General features: G+C 70.7%; 15 protein-coding genes. 2 read left to right on the forward strand and 13 right to left on the reverse strand.

The annotated features are described in order from the left end of the window. Positions 1-15: 15 nt before the first annotated feature. The 11 genes from L3i22_RS51475 to L3i22_RS51525 form a co-directional block, all read right to left on the reverse strand. Entirely contained in the window at positions 16-540 is a 525-nt protein-coding gene (locus L3i22_RS51475) for a hypothetical protein (protein ID WP_221324658.1), read from the reverse strand. Between the two features lie 136 nt (positions 541-676). Then, a complete protein-coding gene (locus L3i22_RS51480; protein ID WP_221330573.1) occupies positions 677-3199 on the reverse strand; it encodes an ATP-dependent Clp protease ATP-binding subunit in 2523 nt (840 codons plus the stop codon). A 329-nt stretch (positions 3200-3528) separates the two neighbouring features. Continuing rightward, on the reverse strand, positions 3529-3885 hold the full coding sequence (locus L3i22_RS51485) for an Lsr2 family protein (protein WP_221324659.1): 357 nt from the start codon (positions 3883-3885) through the stop codon (positions 3529-3531). 103 nt (positions 3886-3988) lie between these two features. Continuing rightward, on the reverse strand, positions 3989-5497 hold the full coding sequence (gene lysS / locus L3i22_RS51490) for a lysine--tRNA ligase (RefSeq protein WP_221324660.1): 1509 nt from the start codon (positions 5495-5497) through the stop codon (positions 3989-3991). A gap of 61 nt (positions 5498-5558) precedes the next feature. Beyond that, entirely contained in the window at positions 5559-6317 is a 759-nt protein-coding gene (locus L3i22_RS51495; protein WP_221324661.1) for a type III pantothenate kinase, read from the reverse strand. Positions 6318-6371: 54 nt separating this feature from the next. Further along, the gene (gene nadC / locus L3i22_RS51500) at positions 6372-7229 is read right to left on the reverse strand and encodes a carboxylating nicotinate-nucleotide diphosphorylase (protein WP_221324662.1); all 858 of its coding nucleotides are present in this window, start codon (positions 7227-7229) and stop codon (positions 6372-6374) included. Next, complete coding sequence (locus tag L3i22_RS51505; RefSeq protein ID WP_221324663.1) at positions 7226-8872, reverse strand: L-aspartate oxidase; 1647 nt, start codon at positions 8870-8872, stop codon at positions 7226-7228. The genes nadC and L3i22_RS51505 overlap by 4 nt, the downstream gene beginning before the upstream one ends. 62 nt (positions 8873-8934) lie before the next feature. Continuing rightward, entirely contained in the window at positions 8935-9891 is a 957-nt protein-coding gene (locus tag L3i22_RS51510) for a septum formation family protein (protein WP_221324664.1), read from the reverse strand. A gap of 92 nt (positions 9892-9983) precedes the next feature. Then, on the reverse strand, positions 9984-10412 hold the full coding sequence (gene panD / locus L3i22_RS51515; RefSeq protein ID WP_221324665.1) for an aspartate 1-decarboxylase: 429 nt from the start codon (positions 10410-10412) through the stop codon (positions 9984-9986). Then, positions 10412-11245 (reverse strand): pantoate--beta-alanine ligase, encoded by an 834-nt coding sequence (panC, locus tag L3i22_RS51520; RefSeq protein WP_221324666.1) that lies wholly within the window; start codon positions 11243-11245, stop codon positions 10412-10414. Before panC ends, panD begins: the two co-directional genes overlap by 1 nt. Beyond that, positions 11242-12099 carry a Rossmann-like and DUF2520 domain-containing protein gene (locus L3i22_RS51525; RefSeq protein WP_221324667.1) on the reverse strand — a complete coding sequence of 286 codons (858 nt, stop codon included), beginning with the start codon at positions 12097-12099 and terminating at the stop codon, positions 11242-11244. Before L3i22_RS51525 ends, panC begins: the two co-directional genes overlap by 4 nt. Before the next feature lie 853 nt (positions 12100-12952). Here L3i22_RS51525 and L3i22_RS51530 point away from each other — a divergent pair. Then, complete coding sequence (locus L3i22_RS51530; RefSeq protein WP_221330574.1) at positions 12953-13966, forward strand: SAM-dependent methyltransferase; 1014 nt, start codon at positions 12953-12955, stop codon at positions 13964-13966. Positions 13967-14179: 213 nt separating this feature from the next. Next, positions 14180-15304 (forward strand): NADH-quinone oxidoreductase subunit D, encoded by a 1125-nt coding sequence (locus L3i22_RS51535; protein WP_221330575.1) that lies wholly within the window; start codon positions 14180-14182, stop codon positions 15302-15304. Positions 15305-15343: 39 nt separating this feature from the next. Here L3i22_RS51535 and L3i22_RS51540 read toward each other — a convergent pair whose 3' ends face one another. Together L3i22_RS51540 and L3i22_RS51545 are read right to left on the reverse strand one after the other, a co-directional pair. Continuing rightward, the gene (locus L3i22_RS51540) at positions 15344-16783 is read right to left on the reverse strand and encodes a hypothetical protein (protein ID WP_221324668.1); all 1440 of its coding nucleotides are present in this window, start codon (positions 16781-16783) and stop codon (positions 15344-15346) included. Positions 16784-16969: 186 nt separating this feature from the next. Next, positions 16970-17971: a glycine betaine ABC transporter substrate-binding protein gene (locus L3i22_RS51545; protein ID WP_221324669.1), complete on the reverse strand. Its 1002-nt coding sequence runs from the start codon at positions 17969-17971 to the stop codon at positions 16970-16972. Positions 17972-18020: the final 49 nt, after the last annotated feature.

The raw sequence follows: 18020 nt of genomic DNA on the forward strand, positions 1-18020 counted from the left end.
CCACATCGTCCGCGATCAGATCTGCCGGAGCCACCCGATAAAGAACAGCGCTCCGGCCGCCCCCGAGAGGATCACCACCGGCAGCACCCAGGCTCCGCCCGGCGCCCCGGCCAGACGGGCCGTCCAGCGCCGGTGCAGGGCCGCGAGGCCGGCCATCATGAACAGCCCGGCGACGGCCAGCGCCGCACCGATCACGGCGTGCGCGGTCCAGGCGCCGGCCAGGCCGGGGCCGCCCCAGGCGGTGTCGTAGGGCCCGGGGTCCACCCAGCCGTAGCCGAGACCACGGATCGGGAAGATCAGCTCGAAGCCGAGCGGGATCAGCGCGAAGAGGCCGAGCAGCAGCCCGACGGCCGCGTTCGCGGCGGCCGGCAGGACCCGGCCGGGCAGGTCCGGCGGCGGGCCGATCCGGCTCTGCCAGGCGGTGGAGAGCCGTGCCGCGGCGGCCGGGCGGCCGGTCACCGCCAGGCCGAGACTAGCGGCGCTGACCAGACCGAGCCCGGAGCAGTAAACAACGAACTGACCGATGCGTCTGATGTCCATGCATCGGAAAATATGGATCGACTCGGGTCGCCGGCATCAACCCGGGGAGCCGTCCGCCACGTAGTACCCCGGTATGACGCGGAACGGCCCGGCCGCGAAAACGCAGCCGGGCCGTTCCGTCATGCTGACTTGCGGATCACTCCTCGCCGGTGGCCGCACCGAGGTCGGCCGGCACCGCGTCGGGCACCGCACCCGCCTTCTCGGCACCGCGGAAGACCAGCTTGGACTTCTCGATGTTGGCCGGGTCGCCCTCGCAGTCCACGACCACGATCTGGCCGGGGCGCAGCTCGTTGAACAGGATCTGCTCGGACAGCGTGTCCTCCAGCTCGCGCTGGATCGTGCGGCGCAGCGGCCGGGCGCCCAGGACCGGGTCGAAGCCCTTCTTCGCCAGGTACTTCTTGGCGTTGTCGGTCAGCTCCAGACCCATGTCCTTGTTCTTGAGCTGGCCCTCGATCCGCGCCACGAAGATGTCCACGATCTGCAGGATCTCCTGCTCACGCAGCTGGTGGAAGACGATCGTGTCATCGATACGGTTCAGGAACTCGGGCCGGAAGTGCTGCTTGAGCTCGTCGTTGACCTTGATCTTCATCCGGTCGTAGTTCGACTCGGTGTCCTCCGAGGCCTGGAAGCCCAGCGACACCGCCTTGGCCACGTCCCGGGTGCCGAGGTTGGTGGTCAGGATGATCACCGTGTTCTTGAAGTCCACGATCCGGCCCTGGCCGTCGGTCAGCCGACCGTCCTCCAGGATCTGCAGGAGCGTGTTGAACACGTCCGGGTGGGCCTTCTCGATCTCGTCGAACAGCACCACGCTGAACGGCTTGCGACGGACCTTCTCGGTCAGCTGCCCGCCCTCGTCGTAGCCGACGTAGCCGGGAGGGGCACCGACGAGCCGGGACACCGTGTACCGGTCGTGGAACTCCGACATGTCCAGCTGGATCAGCGCGTCCTCGGAGCCGAACAGGAACTCGGCGAGCGCCTTGGACAGCTCGGTCTTACCCACACCGGACGGGCCGGCGAAGATGAACGAGCCGGACGGGCGCTTCGGGTCCTTCAGACCGGCACGGGTACGCCGGATCGCCTTGGAGACGGCGCGGACCGCGTCCTCCTGGCCGATGACGCGCTTGTGCAGCTCGTCCTCCATGCGCAGCAGGCGGGAGGTCTCCTCCTCGGTGAGCTTGTAGACCGGGATCCCGGTCCAGTTGCCCAGCACCTCGGCGATCTGCTCGTCGTCGACCTCGGACACCACGTCCAGGTCGCCGGCCTTCCACTCCTTCTCCCGCTGCGCCTTCTGGCCCAGCAGGGTCTTCTCCGAGTCGCGCAGCTGGGCGGCGCGCTCGAAGTCCTGCGCGTCGATCGCGGACTCCTTGTCGCGACGCACCTGGGCGATGCGCTCGTCGAAGTCACGGAGGTCCGGCGGCGCGGTCATCCGGCGGATGCGCATCCGTGCGCCGGCCTCGTCGATCAGGTCGATCGCCTTGTCCGGCAGGAAGCGGTCCGAGATGTACCGGTCGGCCAGCGTCGCCGCGGCCACCAGGGCGGCATCGGTGATGCTGATCCGGTGGTGCGCCTCGTACCGGTCGCGGAGACCCTTGAGGATCTCGATGGTGTGCGCCAGCGACGGCTCGCCGACCTGGATCGGCTGGAAGCGGCGCTCGAGCGCGGCGTCCTTCTCCAGGTGCTTGCGGTACTCGTCCAGAGTGGTCGCGCCGATCGTCTGGAGCTCGCCACGCGCCAGCATGGGCTTCAGGATCGAGGCGGCGTCGATCGCGCCCTCGGCGGCGCCGGCGCCGACCAGGGTGTGGATCTCGTCGATGAACAGGATGATGTCGCCGCGCGTGCGGATCTCCTTGAGCACCTTCTTCAGGCGCTCCTCGAAGTCACCGCGGTAGCGCGAGCCGGCCACCAGGGCGCCCAGGTCCAGCGTGTAGAGCTGCTTGTCCTTCAGCGTCTCGGGCACCTCGCCCTTGACGATGGACTGGGACAGGCCCTCGACCACGGCGGTCTTGCCGACGCCGGGCTCGCCGATCAGCACCGGGTTGTTCTTGGTACGGCGGGAGAGCACCTGCATGACCCGCTCGATTTCCTTCTCCCGGCCGATGACCGGGTCGAGCTTGCCCTCGCGGGCGGCCTGCGTCAGGTTGCGCCCGAACTGGTCGAGGACCAGCGACGTGGACGGTGCGGCCTCGCCGGTGGCGGTGCCCGCGGCGGCCGGCTCCTTGCCCTGGTAACCGGAGAGCAGCTGGATGACCTGCTGGCGGACCCGGTTGAGGTCGGCGCCGAGCTTGACCAGCACCTGGGCGGCGACGCCCTCGCCCTCGCGGATCAGGCCGAGCAGGATGTGCTCGGTGCCGATGTAGTTGTGCCCGAGCTGCAGGGCCTCCCGCAGGGAGAGCTCCAGCACCTTCTTGGCACGCGGCGTGAACGGGATGTGCCCGCTCGGCGCCTGCTGGCCCTGGCCGATGATCTCCTCGACCTGCTGCCGGACTCCCTCGAGAGAGATGCCGAGGCTCTCCAGAGCCTTCGCGGCGACGCCCTCTCCCTCGTGGATCAGACCGAGCAGGATGTGCTCTGTTCCGATGTAGTTGTGGTTGAGCATCCGGGCCTCTTCTTGGGCCAGGACGACAACCCGTCGCGCTCGGTCGGTGAACCGCTCGAACATGCCCTCGTGCTCCTCACGTGCCGTGCGCCAATGCTGATCTTGATCCGACAGCTGGCGGGGCCAGCGCACGGGCATCGGTGATACCCGTGCAGTAACTCTATCGCCGCCCGGAGGATCCGCTGGGCCCTCGCAGCCCCTCGAAACGATCCGCGACGTTGATACAGCCAACTTCGCACGGTCAGCGCCTGTTCCCCTACCCGAACGTGTACGCGGACAGCGAAATCCCGGTAGTCCACAGGCTGTGGACAACTGGGGTCGGCCTGTGGATAACGGTACTGGAAGCACGAAGAGGGCGTACCGATGATCGGTACGCCCTCTTCGCGACGAGCTCAGGCCCGGCCGGGGCCCTTCGCGTGGTACTCGTCGACGATCTCCTGCGGGATACGCCCGCGGTCGGAGATGTCGTAGCCGGCCTTCTTGGCCCACTCGCGAATCGCCTTGTTCTGCTCCCGGTCGGCTGCCGCCCCGCCACGGCCACGAGCCGCGCGGCCACCGACGACCACACCGCCCCGGGCCACCTTGCTGCCGGCGCCGACGTACTGAGCGAAGACCTCCCGCAATTCTGCGGCGTTCTTCTCCGAGAGGTCGATCTCGTACTGAATACCGTCGAGCGCGAACTTCACCGTCTCGTCGGCGTCGCCGCCGTCGATGTCATCGACCAGCTTGTGAATGATCTGCTTGGCCACGCGCCGTTATCCTCCCGAACACAGGTACTCTCCCACGCAATGGGAGAACAATAACGCCAGGGGCACATCGCCCGTCAATGGCGGGGCGATAATTGACGATCGGCTACTCCGCGCGGACCAACGGGAACAGGATCGTTTCCCGAATGCCCAGGCCGGTGAGCGCCATCAAGAGCCGGTCGATTCCCATTCCCATGCCACCGCTGGGCGGCATTCCGTACTCCATGGCACGCAGGAAATCCTCGTCCAGCTGCATCGCCTCGGCGTCCCCACCGGCCGCCAGCAGGGACTGCGCGACGAGACGTTCCCGCTGGATGACCGGGTCGACGAGCTCCGAATACGCGGTGGCGAGCTCGAAGCCGCCGACGTAGAGATCCCACTTCTCGGTCAGGCCGGGCGTCTCCCGGTGCGGCGCGGTCAGCGGGGCGGTCTCCTCCGGGTAGTCCCGGACGAACGTCGGCTGCTGCAGGCTGTCCTGGACGAGGTGCTCGAACAGCTCCTCGGCCAGCTTGCCCGCGCTCCACTTGGGGTCGACCCCGAGCTGGACCTTCTCCGCGTACTGCCGGAGCTGGGCCAGATCGGTCGCGATGGTGACCTCCTCGCCGAGCGCCTCGGAGATCGCGCCGAACAGGGTGATCTGCTTCCACTCGCCGCCGAGGTCCAGCTCGGTCCCGTCGTAGTGGGTGACCACGTGCGAGCCGGAGACGGCCTGCGCGGCCTCCTGAATCCACTCCTGCACGGCGGTCTGCATCACGTTGTAGTCGGCATACGCCTGATACGCCTCCAGCATGGCGAACTCCGGGGAGTGGGTGGAGTCCATGCCCTCATTACGGAAGTTCCTGTTGATCTCGAAGACCCGGTCGATGCCACCGACCACGGCGCGCTTCAAAAATAGTTCCGGCGCGATCCGCAGATAAAGATCGGTATCCAACGCGTTGCTGTGTGTCACAAACGGACGGGCCGCCGCGCCGCCGTGCAGCAACTGCAACATCGGCGTTTCCACCTCGAGATAATTGCGGCGGAACAGCGACTCACGAAGACTACGGATCACGGTTGCGCGAGTACGCACAGTGTCCCTGGCCTGCGGACGAACGATGAGATCCACATAACGCTGCCGCACCCGGGTTTCCTCGGAAAGCGGCTTGTGCGCGACCGGAAGCGGGCGCAACGCCTTCGCGCTCATCGCCCAGGAATCGGCGAGGACCGAGAGCTCCCCGCGCCGGCTGGTGATCACCTCACCGGTGATCGCGACCAGGTCACCCAGGTCGACCAGGCGCTTCCAGTCCTCCAGGCGCCCGGCGCCGACCCGGTCCAGCGAGAGCATCGCCTGCAGCTCGGTGCCGTCCCCCTCGCGGAGGGTGGCGAAGCAGAGCTTGCCACCGTTCCGGATGAAGATCAGCCGGCCGGTGATCGAGACCTGGTCGCCGGTGGCGGTGTCGGTCGGGAGTTCCGCGTACTGCTGGCGGATCTGGGCCAGGCTGATCGTCCGGGCGACGGTGACCGGGTAGGGCGCCTCGCCGTTGGCCAGCATCTGGTCCCGCTTCGCCCGGCGGACCTTCATCTGCTCGGGAAGGTCCTCGGCGGGGTCAGTCACTGGCACGTTCTGCTCGGTCACGGCACGGTCTTCCTGTGTAGTGGGGGGCTGTGCAAGACCTGGAAAGCCTACTCAGCCCGGTTCAGACGTTCCGCTCATATACCATCCGCAGCCCGATCAGCGTGATCATCGGCTCGTGCGCGGTGAGCGTGTGGCACTCGTCCTTGACCAGCCAGGCCAGGCCGCCGGTGGCGATCACCGCGCGGACCGGGCCGATCTCCTCGACCATCCGCTCGACGATCCGGTCCACCTGACCGCCGAAGCCATAGTAGAGCCCGGCCTGCAGGCACTCCACGGTGTTCTTCCCGATCACCGAGCGCGGCTTGGTCGGCTCCACCTTGCGCAGCTGGGCGGCGCGGGCGGCGAGCGCGTCGAAGGAGATCTCGATGCCCGGCGCGAACGCCCCACCGAGGAACTCGCCCTTCGCGCTGATCAGGTCGAAGTTCGTGGTGGTGCCGAAGTCGACCACGATCGACGGTCCGCCGTAGAGGGCGTGCGCGGCCAGGGTGTTCACCACCCGGTCGGCGCCGACCTCCTTCGGGTTGTCGATGGCCAGCTGCACGCCGGTCTTCACGCCCGGCTCGACGATCACGCTGGGCACGTCGCCGTAGTAGCGCTTCAGCATCGTGCGCAGGTTGCGCAGCGCGGCCGGCACCGTGGAGCAGGCCGCCACCCCGGTGATCTCCACCGCGTCACCGGCCAGCAGGCCACGGAACATCAGGCCGAGCTCGTCGGCGGTCGAGGCGGCGTCGGTCTTGATCCGCCAGTTGTGCACCAGCTTGTCACCGTCGAAGGTGGCCAGCACGGTGTTCGTGTTACCGATGTCAATGCAAAGCAGCACAGAGGCCCCTAAGAATCAAAATCAAGACCCCTATTTTGTACGGGGGCAGCACGGTCATCGCGGACGCAGGTCCAGTGCGATGTCCAGGATCGGCGAGGAGTGGGTCAGACCGCCCACCGACAGGTAGTCCACGCCGGTCGCCGCGTAGGCCGCGGCCGTCGCGAGCGTCAGGTTCCCGGTCGCCTCCAGCTCGGCCCGCCCACCGATCGCGGCAACCACCTCGGCCAGCAGTTCCGGGCTCATGTTGTCGCAGAGCAGGAACGTCGCGCCGGCCGTGACCGCCTCCTCCGCCTCGGCCAGCGTGGTCACCTCGACCTGCACCGCCACGTCCGGGAAGGTGTCCCGGACCAGGCGGTACGCGGCGGTGATGCTGCCCGCGGCCAGCTTGTGGTTGTCCTTGATCATGGCGACGTCGTACAGGCCCATGCGCTTGTTGGTGCCGCCGCCGACGCGGACCGCGTACTTCTCCAGCGACCGCAGCCCGGGGGTGGTCTTCCGGGTGTCCAGCACGGTCGCCTTGGTGCCCTCGAGCTGGTCGGCCCACCTGCGGGTGTGGGTGGCCACCCCGGACATCCGGCTGATCAGGTTCAGCGCGGTGCGCTCGCCGGTGAGCAGCGCGCGGGTCGGCCCGGTGATGGTGGCCAGCACGTCGCCCCGCACCACCCGGTCGCCCTCGCCGGTGATCTGCCGGAACTCGGCGTGCCCCTGCGAGGTGACCGCGAAGACCTCGGCGGCGACCGGCAGCCCGGCCACCACGCCGTCGGCCCGGGCCACCAGCTCGGCGGTGTCCACCTGGCCGGCCGGGATGGTCGCCTCGCTGGTCACGTCGCGGGGCGGGGCGCCGAGGTCCTCGGCGAGCGCGGTCAGCACGATCCGCTGGACCTCCGCGAAGTCCAACCCGAAGTCGATCACTGCATCTCCTGGAAGTCTTGGCTCATGCTGCCGTCCGGGTTGATCGCGTTGAGCAGGTGGCCGCGCCACTCGTCGGCCGCGGTCGGGTAGTCCTCCCGCCAGTGGCAGCCGCGCGTCTCCCGGCGGCTGCGGGCCGAGGCGACCAGCGCGGTCGCGACGGTGAGCAGGTTCGTCGCCTCCCACGCCGCGGTGTTCGGGGTGGCCCGCGACTCGGCCAGCCGGGACAGCTCCTTGGCCGCGGTGGCCAGCGAGTCCGCCGAGCGCAGCACGCCGGCCCCGCGGGTCATGGTGCGCTGCACGTCGGCACGGATCGCCGCGTCGGCGACCCAGGCCGGGGTCATGTTCATCCGCACCGGGTCGGCCTGGGCGGGCAGGTCCCGGCCGATGTCGTCGGCGATCCGCTTGGCGAAGACCAGGCCCTCCAGCAGCGAGTTGCTGGCCAGCCGGTTCGCGCCGTGCACGCCGGTGCAGGCCACCTCGCCGCAGGCGTAGAGCCCGGCGATGCTGGTCCGCCCGTGCAGGTCGGTCCGCACCCCGCCGGAGGCGTAGTGCGCGGCCGGGGCGACCGGGATCAACTCGGTCGCCGGGTCCACGCCGGCCGCCCGGGTGGACGCCATGATCGTCGGGAAGCGGCCCTCCAGGAACTGCTTGCCGAGGTGCCGCGCGTCCAGGTAGACGTGGTCCGCCCCGGTCGACCGGAGGACCCGGTAGATGCCCTTGGCGACCACGTCGCGCGGGGCCAGCTCGGCCTGCTCGTGCTGGCCGACCATGAACCGGGTGCCGGTCTCGTCGACCAGGTGCGCCCCCTCGCCGCGCAGCGCCTCGGAGATCAGTGGCCGCTGCACCGAGCTCAGGTCGGCGGTGACGAACGAGGTCGGGTGGAACTGGACGAACTCCACATCGGTGACCGCCGCGCCGGCCCGCAGCGCGAGCGCCACGCCGTCGCCGGTGGAGACCGACGGGTTCGTGGTGGAGGCGTAGATCTGCCCCATCCCGCCGGTGGCCAGCACCACCGCGCGGGCCAGGATCGCGCCGACGCCGTCCTCCGAGCCCTCGCCGAGCACGTGCAGGGTGATCCCGCAGGCCCGGCCGTCGGCGGCCCGCAGCAGGTCGAGGACGAGCGCGTGCTCGACCAGCCGGATCCACGGGTCGCGGCGGACCGCGGCGTGCAGGGCGCGCTGCACCTCGGCGCCGGTCGCGTCGCCACCGGCGTGCACGATCCGGTCCGCCCGGTGGCCGCCCTCGCGGGTCAGCATCAGCGAGCCGTCCGGGTTGCGGTCGAACTCGGCGCCCCGGCGGATCAGCTCGCGAATCCGCGCCGGACCCTCCTCGACCAGCACCTTCACCGCTTCCGGGTCGCACAGCCCGACCCCGGCGATCTCGGTGTCGTAGGCGTGCGCCTGCGGCGAGTCCAGCGGATCGAGGACCCCGGCGATCCCGCCCTGCGCCCAGCGCGTCGAGCCGTCGTCGATGTTGACCTTGGTGACCACCGTGACGTGCAGGCCCAGCTCGCGCAGGTGCAGCGCGGCGGTCAGCCCGGCGACGCCGGACCCGACCACGACCACGTCGGTGGTCTCGTTCCAGCCCGGCTCGGCGGCGGCGAGCCGGCGCGGCAGTGCCGGCAGATCCGCGAGAGGTGACATGTGTGTCAGTACACTCCGCCCGTGCGCACCCGTCACGGCGGGGGCACCATCAGTGGTCACCGTTACTTGTACTGGACCGGCAGGGCCTTGGTCCCCTTGCCCTTCATCGAGGCGGTCAGCTCGGCCCCGTCCAGCCACAGATAGCAGCGGACCCCGCGGTCACCCTGGGCCCAGACGTCGGAGTTGCCCGGCAGCGAGACCACTCCGGTACGGAACTGCAGGTTCTTGTCGTCCGGCACCCCGGCCCAGGCGGCGACCACGGTCCGGCAACCGTCGTGGAAGGCCTCCCACGCGGTGTCGCCCTTCGGGTACGACGCGTCGGCGGGCGCGTCCCAGACCCCGACGAACTCGGCGTTGTGCTTGTCCGTGCAGACGGCCCGCGGCATGGTGTCGATCGCGCCGCTGTCGTTCAGCTTGATCGCGTAGCAGCCGAGCTCCAGGTCGGAGCCGCCGGCGAGGGTGCCCCGCAGGCTGCCCTGCCGCTCGACCAGCGCCCCGTCGTCCTCGATCGAGTCGAGCTCGACCACGTCGCAGCGGAACCAGCGGGAGCCACCGGTCCAGGCCGCCGGCGACGGATGCGTCACGCCGATCCACAGCCTCGCGGTACGCCACGGCCCACCCACGTACGCCGAAGTCTTTTGATCGCAGGTTTGATAGGCGGCCTCGGCCGCCGCGGAGGTCTCGGCCGGCGGCTGATCGCCGTCCGCGGCCGTCCCGGTGTACGCGCCCACGTAGACCGTCTCGGTCCGGTGCTGGACCGAGCAGTCGACCTCTTCGTAGGTCGCCCGCGGGCCGGTCGCCGCGAAGTTCGCGAGGTGGCACGTGTCGGCGATCGGCTCGAACCCGGTCGCCGGCGCCATCGCGCCCCAGTCGTTGGTGAGGTCGCCGTCGACGTTGCCGGGACTGCCGCAACCCGCGGCGACCAGCAGGATCACGCCGAGCGTGGCGGCCAGGTCGAAGCCGAGCCACGGGCCGGACCAGGACTCCCGGTCACGCCATCGGGCCCGCCAGTCTCGCATGAAGGACCCTCCCACACGCCGCCGATGTCCGATTTATCGATCATATGGTGATCGCAGCGGTTCATCGGCGGCGTTCCGGAAAGTCAGTCCCCTCAGCGCGCCGACCGCGTCAGATCACCCCGGACCAACTCGTCGGCCATCCCGGCGACCGCCTCGGCCGGGTCCGTACCCAGCTCGATCACCCGGTTGTCGGCGTCCACGTGCACCACCCGCGGCTGGTGGGCGCGGGCCTCGGCGCTGTCCATCTGTCCGTAGGAGATCAGGATGACCAGGTCTCCGGGGTGCACCAGGTGCGCGGCGGCGCCGTTGATCCCGATCACGCCGCTGCCCCGCTCGCCCGGGATCACGTAGGTCTCCAGGCGCGCCCCGTTGGTCACGTCGACGATCGCCACCTGCTCGCCGGGCAGCAGATCGGCCGCTTCCATCAGGTCGAGGTCGACGGTCACCGAGCCGACGTAGTGCAGGTCGGCCTGCGTCACGACGGCCCGGTGGATCTTCGACTTCAGCATGGTGCGGAGCATCAGGCTTCCTTCCGGAGAGCGATCGGGACGTTGTCGATCAGACGGGTGGCGCCCACTTTCGCGGCCACCAGGAGGCGGGCGGGACCATCGGCCGGCGGGTCGCCCAGATCCACACCGGTCAGTTCCAGGTAGTCGACACGTACACCGGGCTCTTCCGCCAGAATCTTGCCGGCGGCCGCCAGAATCGCGTCCCGGTCGCTCAGCGCGGCGCCCTCGCGCAAAGCGCGGGAAAGTGCCAACGCGGAAGCCCGCTCCGCCGGCGAGAGGAACCGATTCCGGCTGGAAAGAGCAAGACCATCAATTTCCCGTACGGTCGGAACGCCCACGATCTCCACGCCGAGCTCCAGATCCACGACCATCCGGCGGATCAACGCCAGCTGCTGGAAATCCTTCTCGCCGAAGAACGCGACATCCGCGCGGGTGAGCCGCAACAGTTTCTCGACCACGGTGAGCATGCCGGAGAAATGGCCCGGCCGGCTCGCGCCCTCCAGGATCGCGCCGAGCGGCCCCGGATTCATCGTGATCGACGGCGCGCCACCCGGATAGACGTCGTCCCGCCCCGGCGCGAAGACCACCGACGCGCCCTCCGCCCGGCACGCCGCCAGATCCTGCTCGAGCGTCCGCGGATACTTCTCGAAATCCTCGCTCGGGCCGAACTGCAACGGATTCACGAAGATCGTCACGACCACGAAGGCGGACCGCTCCCGAGCCACCCGGATCAACTGCCGGTGCCCCTCGTGCAGCGCCCCCATGGTCATCACGACGGCGACGTCGGTGTCCGCTTTTGACAGCTCAGCGGCAAGCTCGTCGCGGGTGTGCGCCACCTGGGTCACGCGGGACTCCCAACCTCGGCTCGGTAGAGGACTTCCAGAAGGGCCGCGGCATCCTGCGGGCGCAATCTCCCGGCCGCGAGGGCACGGTCCGCGGTGCGCCGGGCAAGAGCCAGATACGCCGGTACGGCGTCCGCCGGCAACCGGTCGAGATGCTTCGCGACCGTGCCCGCGTCACCCCGCGAGACCGGCCCGGTCAGCGCCGCGTCACCCATCCGCAGCGCGTTGTCCAGCGCCGCGGTCAGCAACGGCGTCAGCAGCCGGGCCGGCTCGGCCACCCCCGCCGCGCGCAGCGTGTCGGCCGCCTCGTTGACCAGCGTGACCAGGTGGTTCGCCCCGTGCGCGAGCGCCGCGTGGTAGACCGGCCGGGCCTCCTCGGCGATCCACTCCGGCACCCCGCCCAGGTCCGCGACCAGCCGGGTGGCGAACGCCCGATCCCGGGTCGTCACCCCCCAGGCGATCCCCGGCAGCCGGGCCAGATCGGAGTCCGCGCCGGTGAACGTCATCGCGGGATGCAGGGCCATGCCGTTCACATCGCCAAAAACGTCCAGCCCGTGAGCCCCGGAAGTGTGAGCAACAACCTGATCCGCGCGCAGCGCCCCGGTGCGGTGCAGCCCGGCGACCACGCCGCGCAGCGAATCGTCCGGAACGGCGAGCAGCAGCAGATCGGTGGCGGCCCGGGCGACCTCGTCGGCCGGCCGGATCTCGGCCCCGGGCAGCAGCCGCGCGACCCGCTCACGGGAAGCGGCGGAGACAGCGGCGGCGGCGACCACGCGATGCCCGGCCGCGGTCAACGCCGCGCCCAGCACCGCGCCGACCCGCCCGGCCCCGACCACGCCGACGGTCAATTCGTTCATGGATCCAGTCCTCACGCGCGGGTACCGGTCGAGCGCCAGTATGCGCCGCCGTAACACGCGTGTAGCAACCACGTGTGAACAACCGCACGACCGTTTCCTCCCAGCTTCGGCTCGGCGCCCCCGGCACTGAGCCTTTACCCCCACCCCGAGGCCCACACCTCCCCTACGTTGACCGATTCCTCCCGTCGCCGTTCCGGCCGCCCGCGCCCCGCTCCCTCAGCCGGCACCCCGCCCCTTCAGCCCGCGCCCTGCCCCCTCAGCCTTTGCCGCTCCCCATCGGCCTTCGCCGCGCTCTCTCCGCCTTCGCCGCGCTCTCTCCGCCTTCGCCGTGCCCGGCCTCTCGCCCGCCGCCCTTCGCCCGCGCCGCCGCGCTCCCCGCCGCGCCGCCTCTCGCGATCGCTCTGCCGCACGTCTCCCGCCTCGATCACCTTCGCTCTTCACCGCTCCTACCAGGCCGGATCTGGCTCCGAGCGCCCCGCGAGGTTTTCCACAGCGGGCGGTTATCCACAGCCCGTCGGCGTGATCTTGGGAATTCCCGGGAGAATGGGCTGTGGGGGCCTACCCCCTTGGGTGGGCGGGCCCCTGGGTAGGCGGGCCCCTGGGTGGGCCTTAGGTGGACACGCCCTGGGCAGGCGCCAACCCGACCGCAACCCCACATATCGCCTCGCCCCAGACAGGCGGTCGTGGCCGGGCAGGCATCGCGGGCCGGGCAGGCATCGCGGGCCGGGCAGGCAGTCGTCGCCGGTAGGCATCGTGGCCGGGCAGGCAGTCGTCGCCGGTAGGCATCGTGGCCGGGCAGGCGGTCCTCGCCGGGCAGGCTTGTCGGCTGGTGGGTGCCTAGGCTGGCGTTGTGGTGGGCATTGGGTGGCGGCTGGCGATGGATTCGGCTCTCTACGGGCCGGAAGGGTTCTTTGTGCGGCCGGCCGGTGGGCCGGCCGATCACTTTCGGACCAGCGTGTTGGCTTCGCCGCTGTTTGCCGGGGCTCTGGCGCGGGTTGTCGAGCGGGTTGACGCGGCGCTCGGGCGTCCGGAGCGGTTTGATCTCGTGGATGTCGGGGCCGGGCGCGGAGAGTTGCTCACCTTGCTCTGTCTGATGCTTCCGGGGGATCTCGCCGGCCGGGTTCGGCCGGTGGCCGTCGAGGTGGCCGGGCGGCCCGACGGGCTGGACGCACGGATCCGGTGGCGGCGGGACGTTCCCGAGTCGGTGACCGGGCTGTTGATCGCCACCGAATGGCTGGACAACGTGCCGCTCGACATCCTCGAGACCGGGCCGGACGGGCGGCTGCGGAAAGTGCTCGTAGACCGGCATACCGGGGTGGAGACGCTCGGTGGGCTCGCCGATCCCGCCGAGATCTTCTGGACCAGCCGCTGGTGGCCGACAGCGGGACGAGCCGAGGCCGGAGCATCCCGGGACGGGGCCTGGACAGGGCGGGTTGAGGTCGGGGCGGCTCGGGACGCGGCTTGGGCGGGGGCCGTCGAGCGGGTGCGGCGGGGGGCGGCGCTCGGTATCGACTACGGGCACCTCCGGGCGGAACGGCCGCCGATGGGGACGCTGACCGGGTTCCGGGCGGGGCGGCAGGTGGCGCCGGTGCCGGACGGGAGCTGTGACGTCACGGCGCATGTCGCGATGGACTCGGCGGCGCTGGCCACCGGGGTTCCCTATCGGATCGTCCGGCAGCGGGCGGCGCTGCGCGGGCTCGGGGTCAGCGGGGCGCGGCCGCCGCTCGCCCTGGCCGGCAATGATCCGGCGGCCTATCTGCGCGCGCTGTCGTCGGCCGGCGAGTCCGCCGAGCTGACCTCCGGCACCGGTCTCGGCGCGCACTGGTGGCTCTGGCACCCGATCGGCATCGACCTCGACCTCGGCTGAGCGGGACGGCTACGGCCGTACCGGGAAATGGTCTTGAAAAAGCTGGCGGCGCGGGGCGGCCCGGACCCGGGGAATGGTCGCGATGGGGCTGGAACCGGACCGGCGGGCTGGACCACCGGAACCGCGTGATCCGGGCGGAAAGCGGGTCGGCGGAGCGGGACCGGGTGGGGCGCGGCGTGCGACGATGCGTCGGTGACGGATGCGCTGCGGGAGATGACGGTCGGGACCGGCGCCGGGCTGGAGACGGCGGACATGGTCCTCAACATCGGGCCGCAGCATCCGTCGACGCACGGCGTTCTGCGGCTGAAGCTGACGCTGGACGGGGAGCGGGTGGTGGCCTGCGAGCCGATCGTCGGGTACATGCACCGCGGCGCCGAGAAGCTGTTCGAGGTGCGGGACTACCGGCAGATCATCATGCTGGCGAACCGGCACGACTGGCTCTCCGCGTTCTCGAACGAGCTGGGTGTGGTGCTCGCCGTCGAGCGGCTGATGGGCATCGAGGTGCCGGAGCGGGCGGTCTGGCTGCGGATGGCGCTGGCCGAGCTGAACCGGGTGCTCAACCACCTGATGTTCCTCGGCTCGTACCCGCTGGAGATCGGCGCGATCACGCCGATGTTCTACGCGTTCCGGGAGCGGGAGACGCTGCAGACCGTGATGGAGGAGGTCTCCGGCGGGCGCATCCACTACATGTTCAACCGGGTCGGCGGGCTGAAGGAGGAGGTCCCGGCCGGGTGGACGAAACGGGCGCGGCGCGCGGTGGCGCTGGTCCGCAAGCGGATGCCCGACCTGGACCACATCATTCACCAGAACGAGATCTTCCTGGCCCGTACGGTCGGTGTCGGGGTGCTGTCGGCGGCTGACGCCGCGGCCTTCGGCGCGTCCGGGCCGGTCGCGCGGGCGAGCGGTCTGGATTTCGACGTACGGCGGGACGAGCCCTACCTCGCGTACGACGAGTTGGACGTGCCCGTGGTGACCAGGACCGCCGGTGACTGTCACGCCCGGTTCGCGGTGCTGCTCGAGCAGGTCCGGGTGTCGCTCGACCTGGTCGACCAGTGCCTGGACCGGATCGAGCGGATCGGCGGGCCGGTGAACGTGCGACTGCCCAAGGTGGTCAAGGCGCCGGAGGGGCACACGTACGCGTGGACCGAGAATCCGCTCGGGGTGAACGGGTACTACCTGGTGTCCCGGGGGGACAAGACGCCCTGGCGGCTCAAGTTGCGGACCGCCTCGTACGCGAATGTGCAGGCGTTGGCGACGCTTATCCCGGGATGCCTGGTCCCTGACCTGATCGCGATCCTCGGGTCGATGTTCTTCGTGGTCGGCGACATCGACAAATAGCCGGCCCGCGGAGCTACGCCGGGCCGGCGGGGTCTCGTCCTACCAGCCGGCCTGGGGGTCGTCGCGGTAGCCGGGCATGTTGGCGAAGTCGGCCAGGGAGCCGACGTTGGTGTCGTTGGCCGACGGGCGGTGGCGGCGGGCCTTGTACCGGGCGTCGCCCTGGGCCGGATCGCCCGGGCCACCCTGGCCCGGACCGCCCGGGCCGAAGCCGCCGCTGCCGTCGTCGGGGCCGTAGCCGTCCGCCGGGTCGAAGCCGTTGTCCGGGACGTAGCCACCGTTCGGGCCGTACCCGTCGTCCGGCTGGAACCCGCTCTCCGGGCCGTAGCCGTTGTCGGGACCGTAACCCTGCTCCTGGCCATAGCCCGGAGCCGCGGGACCGCCGTAGGCGGCCTCGTAGTCGTCGCCCGGGGCGCTGTAGCCGTTCGCGGCGCCGAAGTCGCCGTTGGGGACGTCCGGGCGACCGTAGGTGGCTCCGGGCCGGACCGCGGCGGACGCGCGCTGACCGGGCACCGCCGCCTGGCCGCCGGCACCGTAGACACCCGGGCCGGGCCCGGCCGGCATCGGGCCGCCCGGGCCGGGCGGCCCGACCGGGGCGCGGGCCGCGCCGGACGCCGGCGGGGGCACCGAGGCGGCGCCGCGCTGGCGTGGCATGGGCCCGGCCGGGGACGGCACCTGGCCGTTCATGGCCGGCATCGGGCCGTTCGCGGGCGGCGGGACGACCGCGGCGCCGACGGACGCGGAACCGGTGGGGACCGCGGCGGACGCGCGACCGGCCGGGCCGCCCGGTGACATCGGGCGGGCGCTGCCGCCGACCACCGCGCGGCCGCCGTTGGGGCGGGGCGGCTCGGGGACGTACTCGTCGTAGTACTCGTCCTGCTGGCCGGGGGCGTAGCCCGGGTCGGCGTCGTAGCCGTTCGGACCCGGGCCGTAGGTGGTCGGCTCCTCGAACGCGGGACCGGGCCGCCCGTTGTAGCCGGGCTGGCCGTTCGTCCCCGGCTGGCCGATGAACTTGGGCTGGCCGGTCATCACCGGCTGGCCGTTGAAGTTCGGCTGGTCCTCGAACGCGGGCTGCTGGTTCTCGTAGCCGCCCTGATCGTGGTGCGGCTGGTCGCCGAAGAACCCGTTCGCGGAGTCGTCCGGCGGGAAGCCGAACTCAGCGCCCCGGTTCGACTGCGGACCGTAACCATTGGGGGCCGCGGCGGCGACCGGGGGCTTGCGCGGGTTCAGCGGCGGGCGGTTCGGATCCGGCCCGGCCGCGGCCTGCGCCTTGATCTCCGCGGTCAGCTCCCGGCGGAGGCGGTCGATCTCCTCCGCGACGCGGTCCTCGACATCCATCCGGAGCAGCACCGGATCGCTGCGGATCAGCACGGACGCGCCGACCAGCACGACACTGACGGCGACCAGGAGCACCCCGAACCGCACGGTGCCCGGGCTGCCGCCGATCAGCACGAGGGCCGCGGCCAGCGGGGCGAGAATCACCCCCGCCCATAGAAGACCACGGAGCAGGCGTGCGCTGTGTCCCGCTTGGGAGTCGCGTTCCGGCATGGGCGCTGATGTTACCGAGAGTGCGCCCAGGACGAAACGGCCGAACGCCGGGTGGCACACACCAACCCGGCGTTCGGTACATCTTTTCTGACCGACCCGTCAGCCTTTCTGACTGACGCGTCAGCCCGCGGCCAGTGCGCCGTCCGAGCTGAAGACCAGGCCGACCGAGATGGTGCCCTGCTTCAGACCGTTCTTGGTGAGCGGGCCGCCCGCGTCCAGGGTGTCGAACTTGCCGGCCTGGAAGTTGTAGACCGAAACCAGGCCCTGCTGGCACTTGGGCCGCTGCGGGCACTCGGCCGGGCCGCCGAGCACGGTCGCCGCGCCGGAGCACTTCGACGCCAGGTCGGAGAGCGTGGTCAGCTGGTTCTTCTCGGCGAAGGCGGTGGTGACCGCGAACGCGTTCTGGTCCTGCGCCTGGCTGGGCTGGCCGAAGACCAGGCCGCGCTTGTCGCCGAGCGCCGTCAGATTCGTCACCGTGGTGGTGAGGTCGGACGAGGACGGGTCCGCCGCGTTCTTGTCGACCTTGCCGGAGAGGAACGTGGCGAGGGTCGCCGCGTACTCCGGGACCACCGTGATGTCGCCCTTCTCCAGGGCCGGCTCGTAGAGCTCGCGGTTGCCGATCTGCTGCACCTTGACGGTGTAGCCGGCCGCGGTCAGGACGATGCCGTAGAGCTCGCCGAGCGTGGCGTTCTCACTGAAGTTGGCGGCGCCGACGGTGACGCTGCCGCCCTTGCCCTTGGTCAGGCCGGCGGTCAGGTTGTTCGCCGTGGCGAAGTCCTGCGCGGCGGCCTTGGAGGACTTGCGGTCGATGTCGACCGCCTTGTTCAGCTCGACCAGCTTGGGCGTGTCGAGCGCCGCGGACACCTTGTCCAGCGCGGCGATCAGCTCGGGGCTGGACGCCTTCTTGTTGATGGCCGGGATGACGTTGTCGGTGTTCTGCAGCTTCTTGTCGTCGGTGAGGACGACCAGCTTGTCCCCCGCGACCGGGGCACAGCCGGCGCCCGCACCGGCCGCGGCCGACGGGGGCGCTTCGGTGCCGGAGGAGCCGGCCTTGCCACAGCCGGCCAGGACGACCACGGTCGCGGCGAGAACACCGGCCGTACGGAATAGGTTGTGACGCATTGCTTGCCGCCTTCTGTGTCCCGGCGCCGCCCCGGTGGCGATGCCGCGT

This window comes from Actinoplanes sp. L3-i22, from assembly GCF_019704555.1.
Taxonomy (GTDB): domain Bacteria; phylum Actinomycetota; class Actinomycetes; order Mycobacteriales; family Micromonosporaceae; genus Actinoplanes.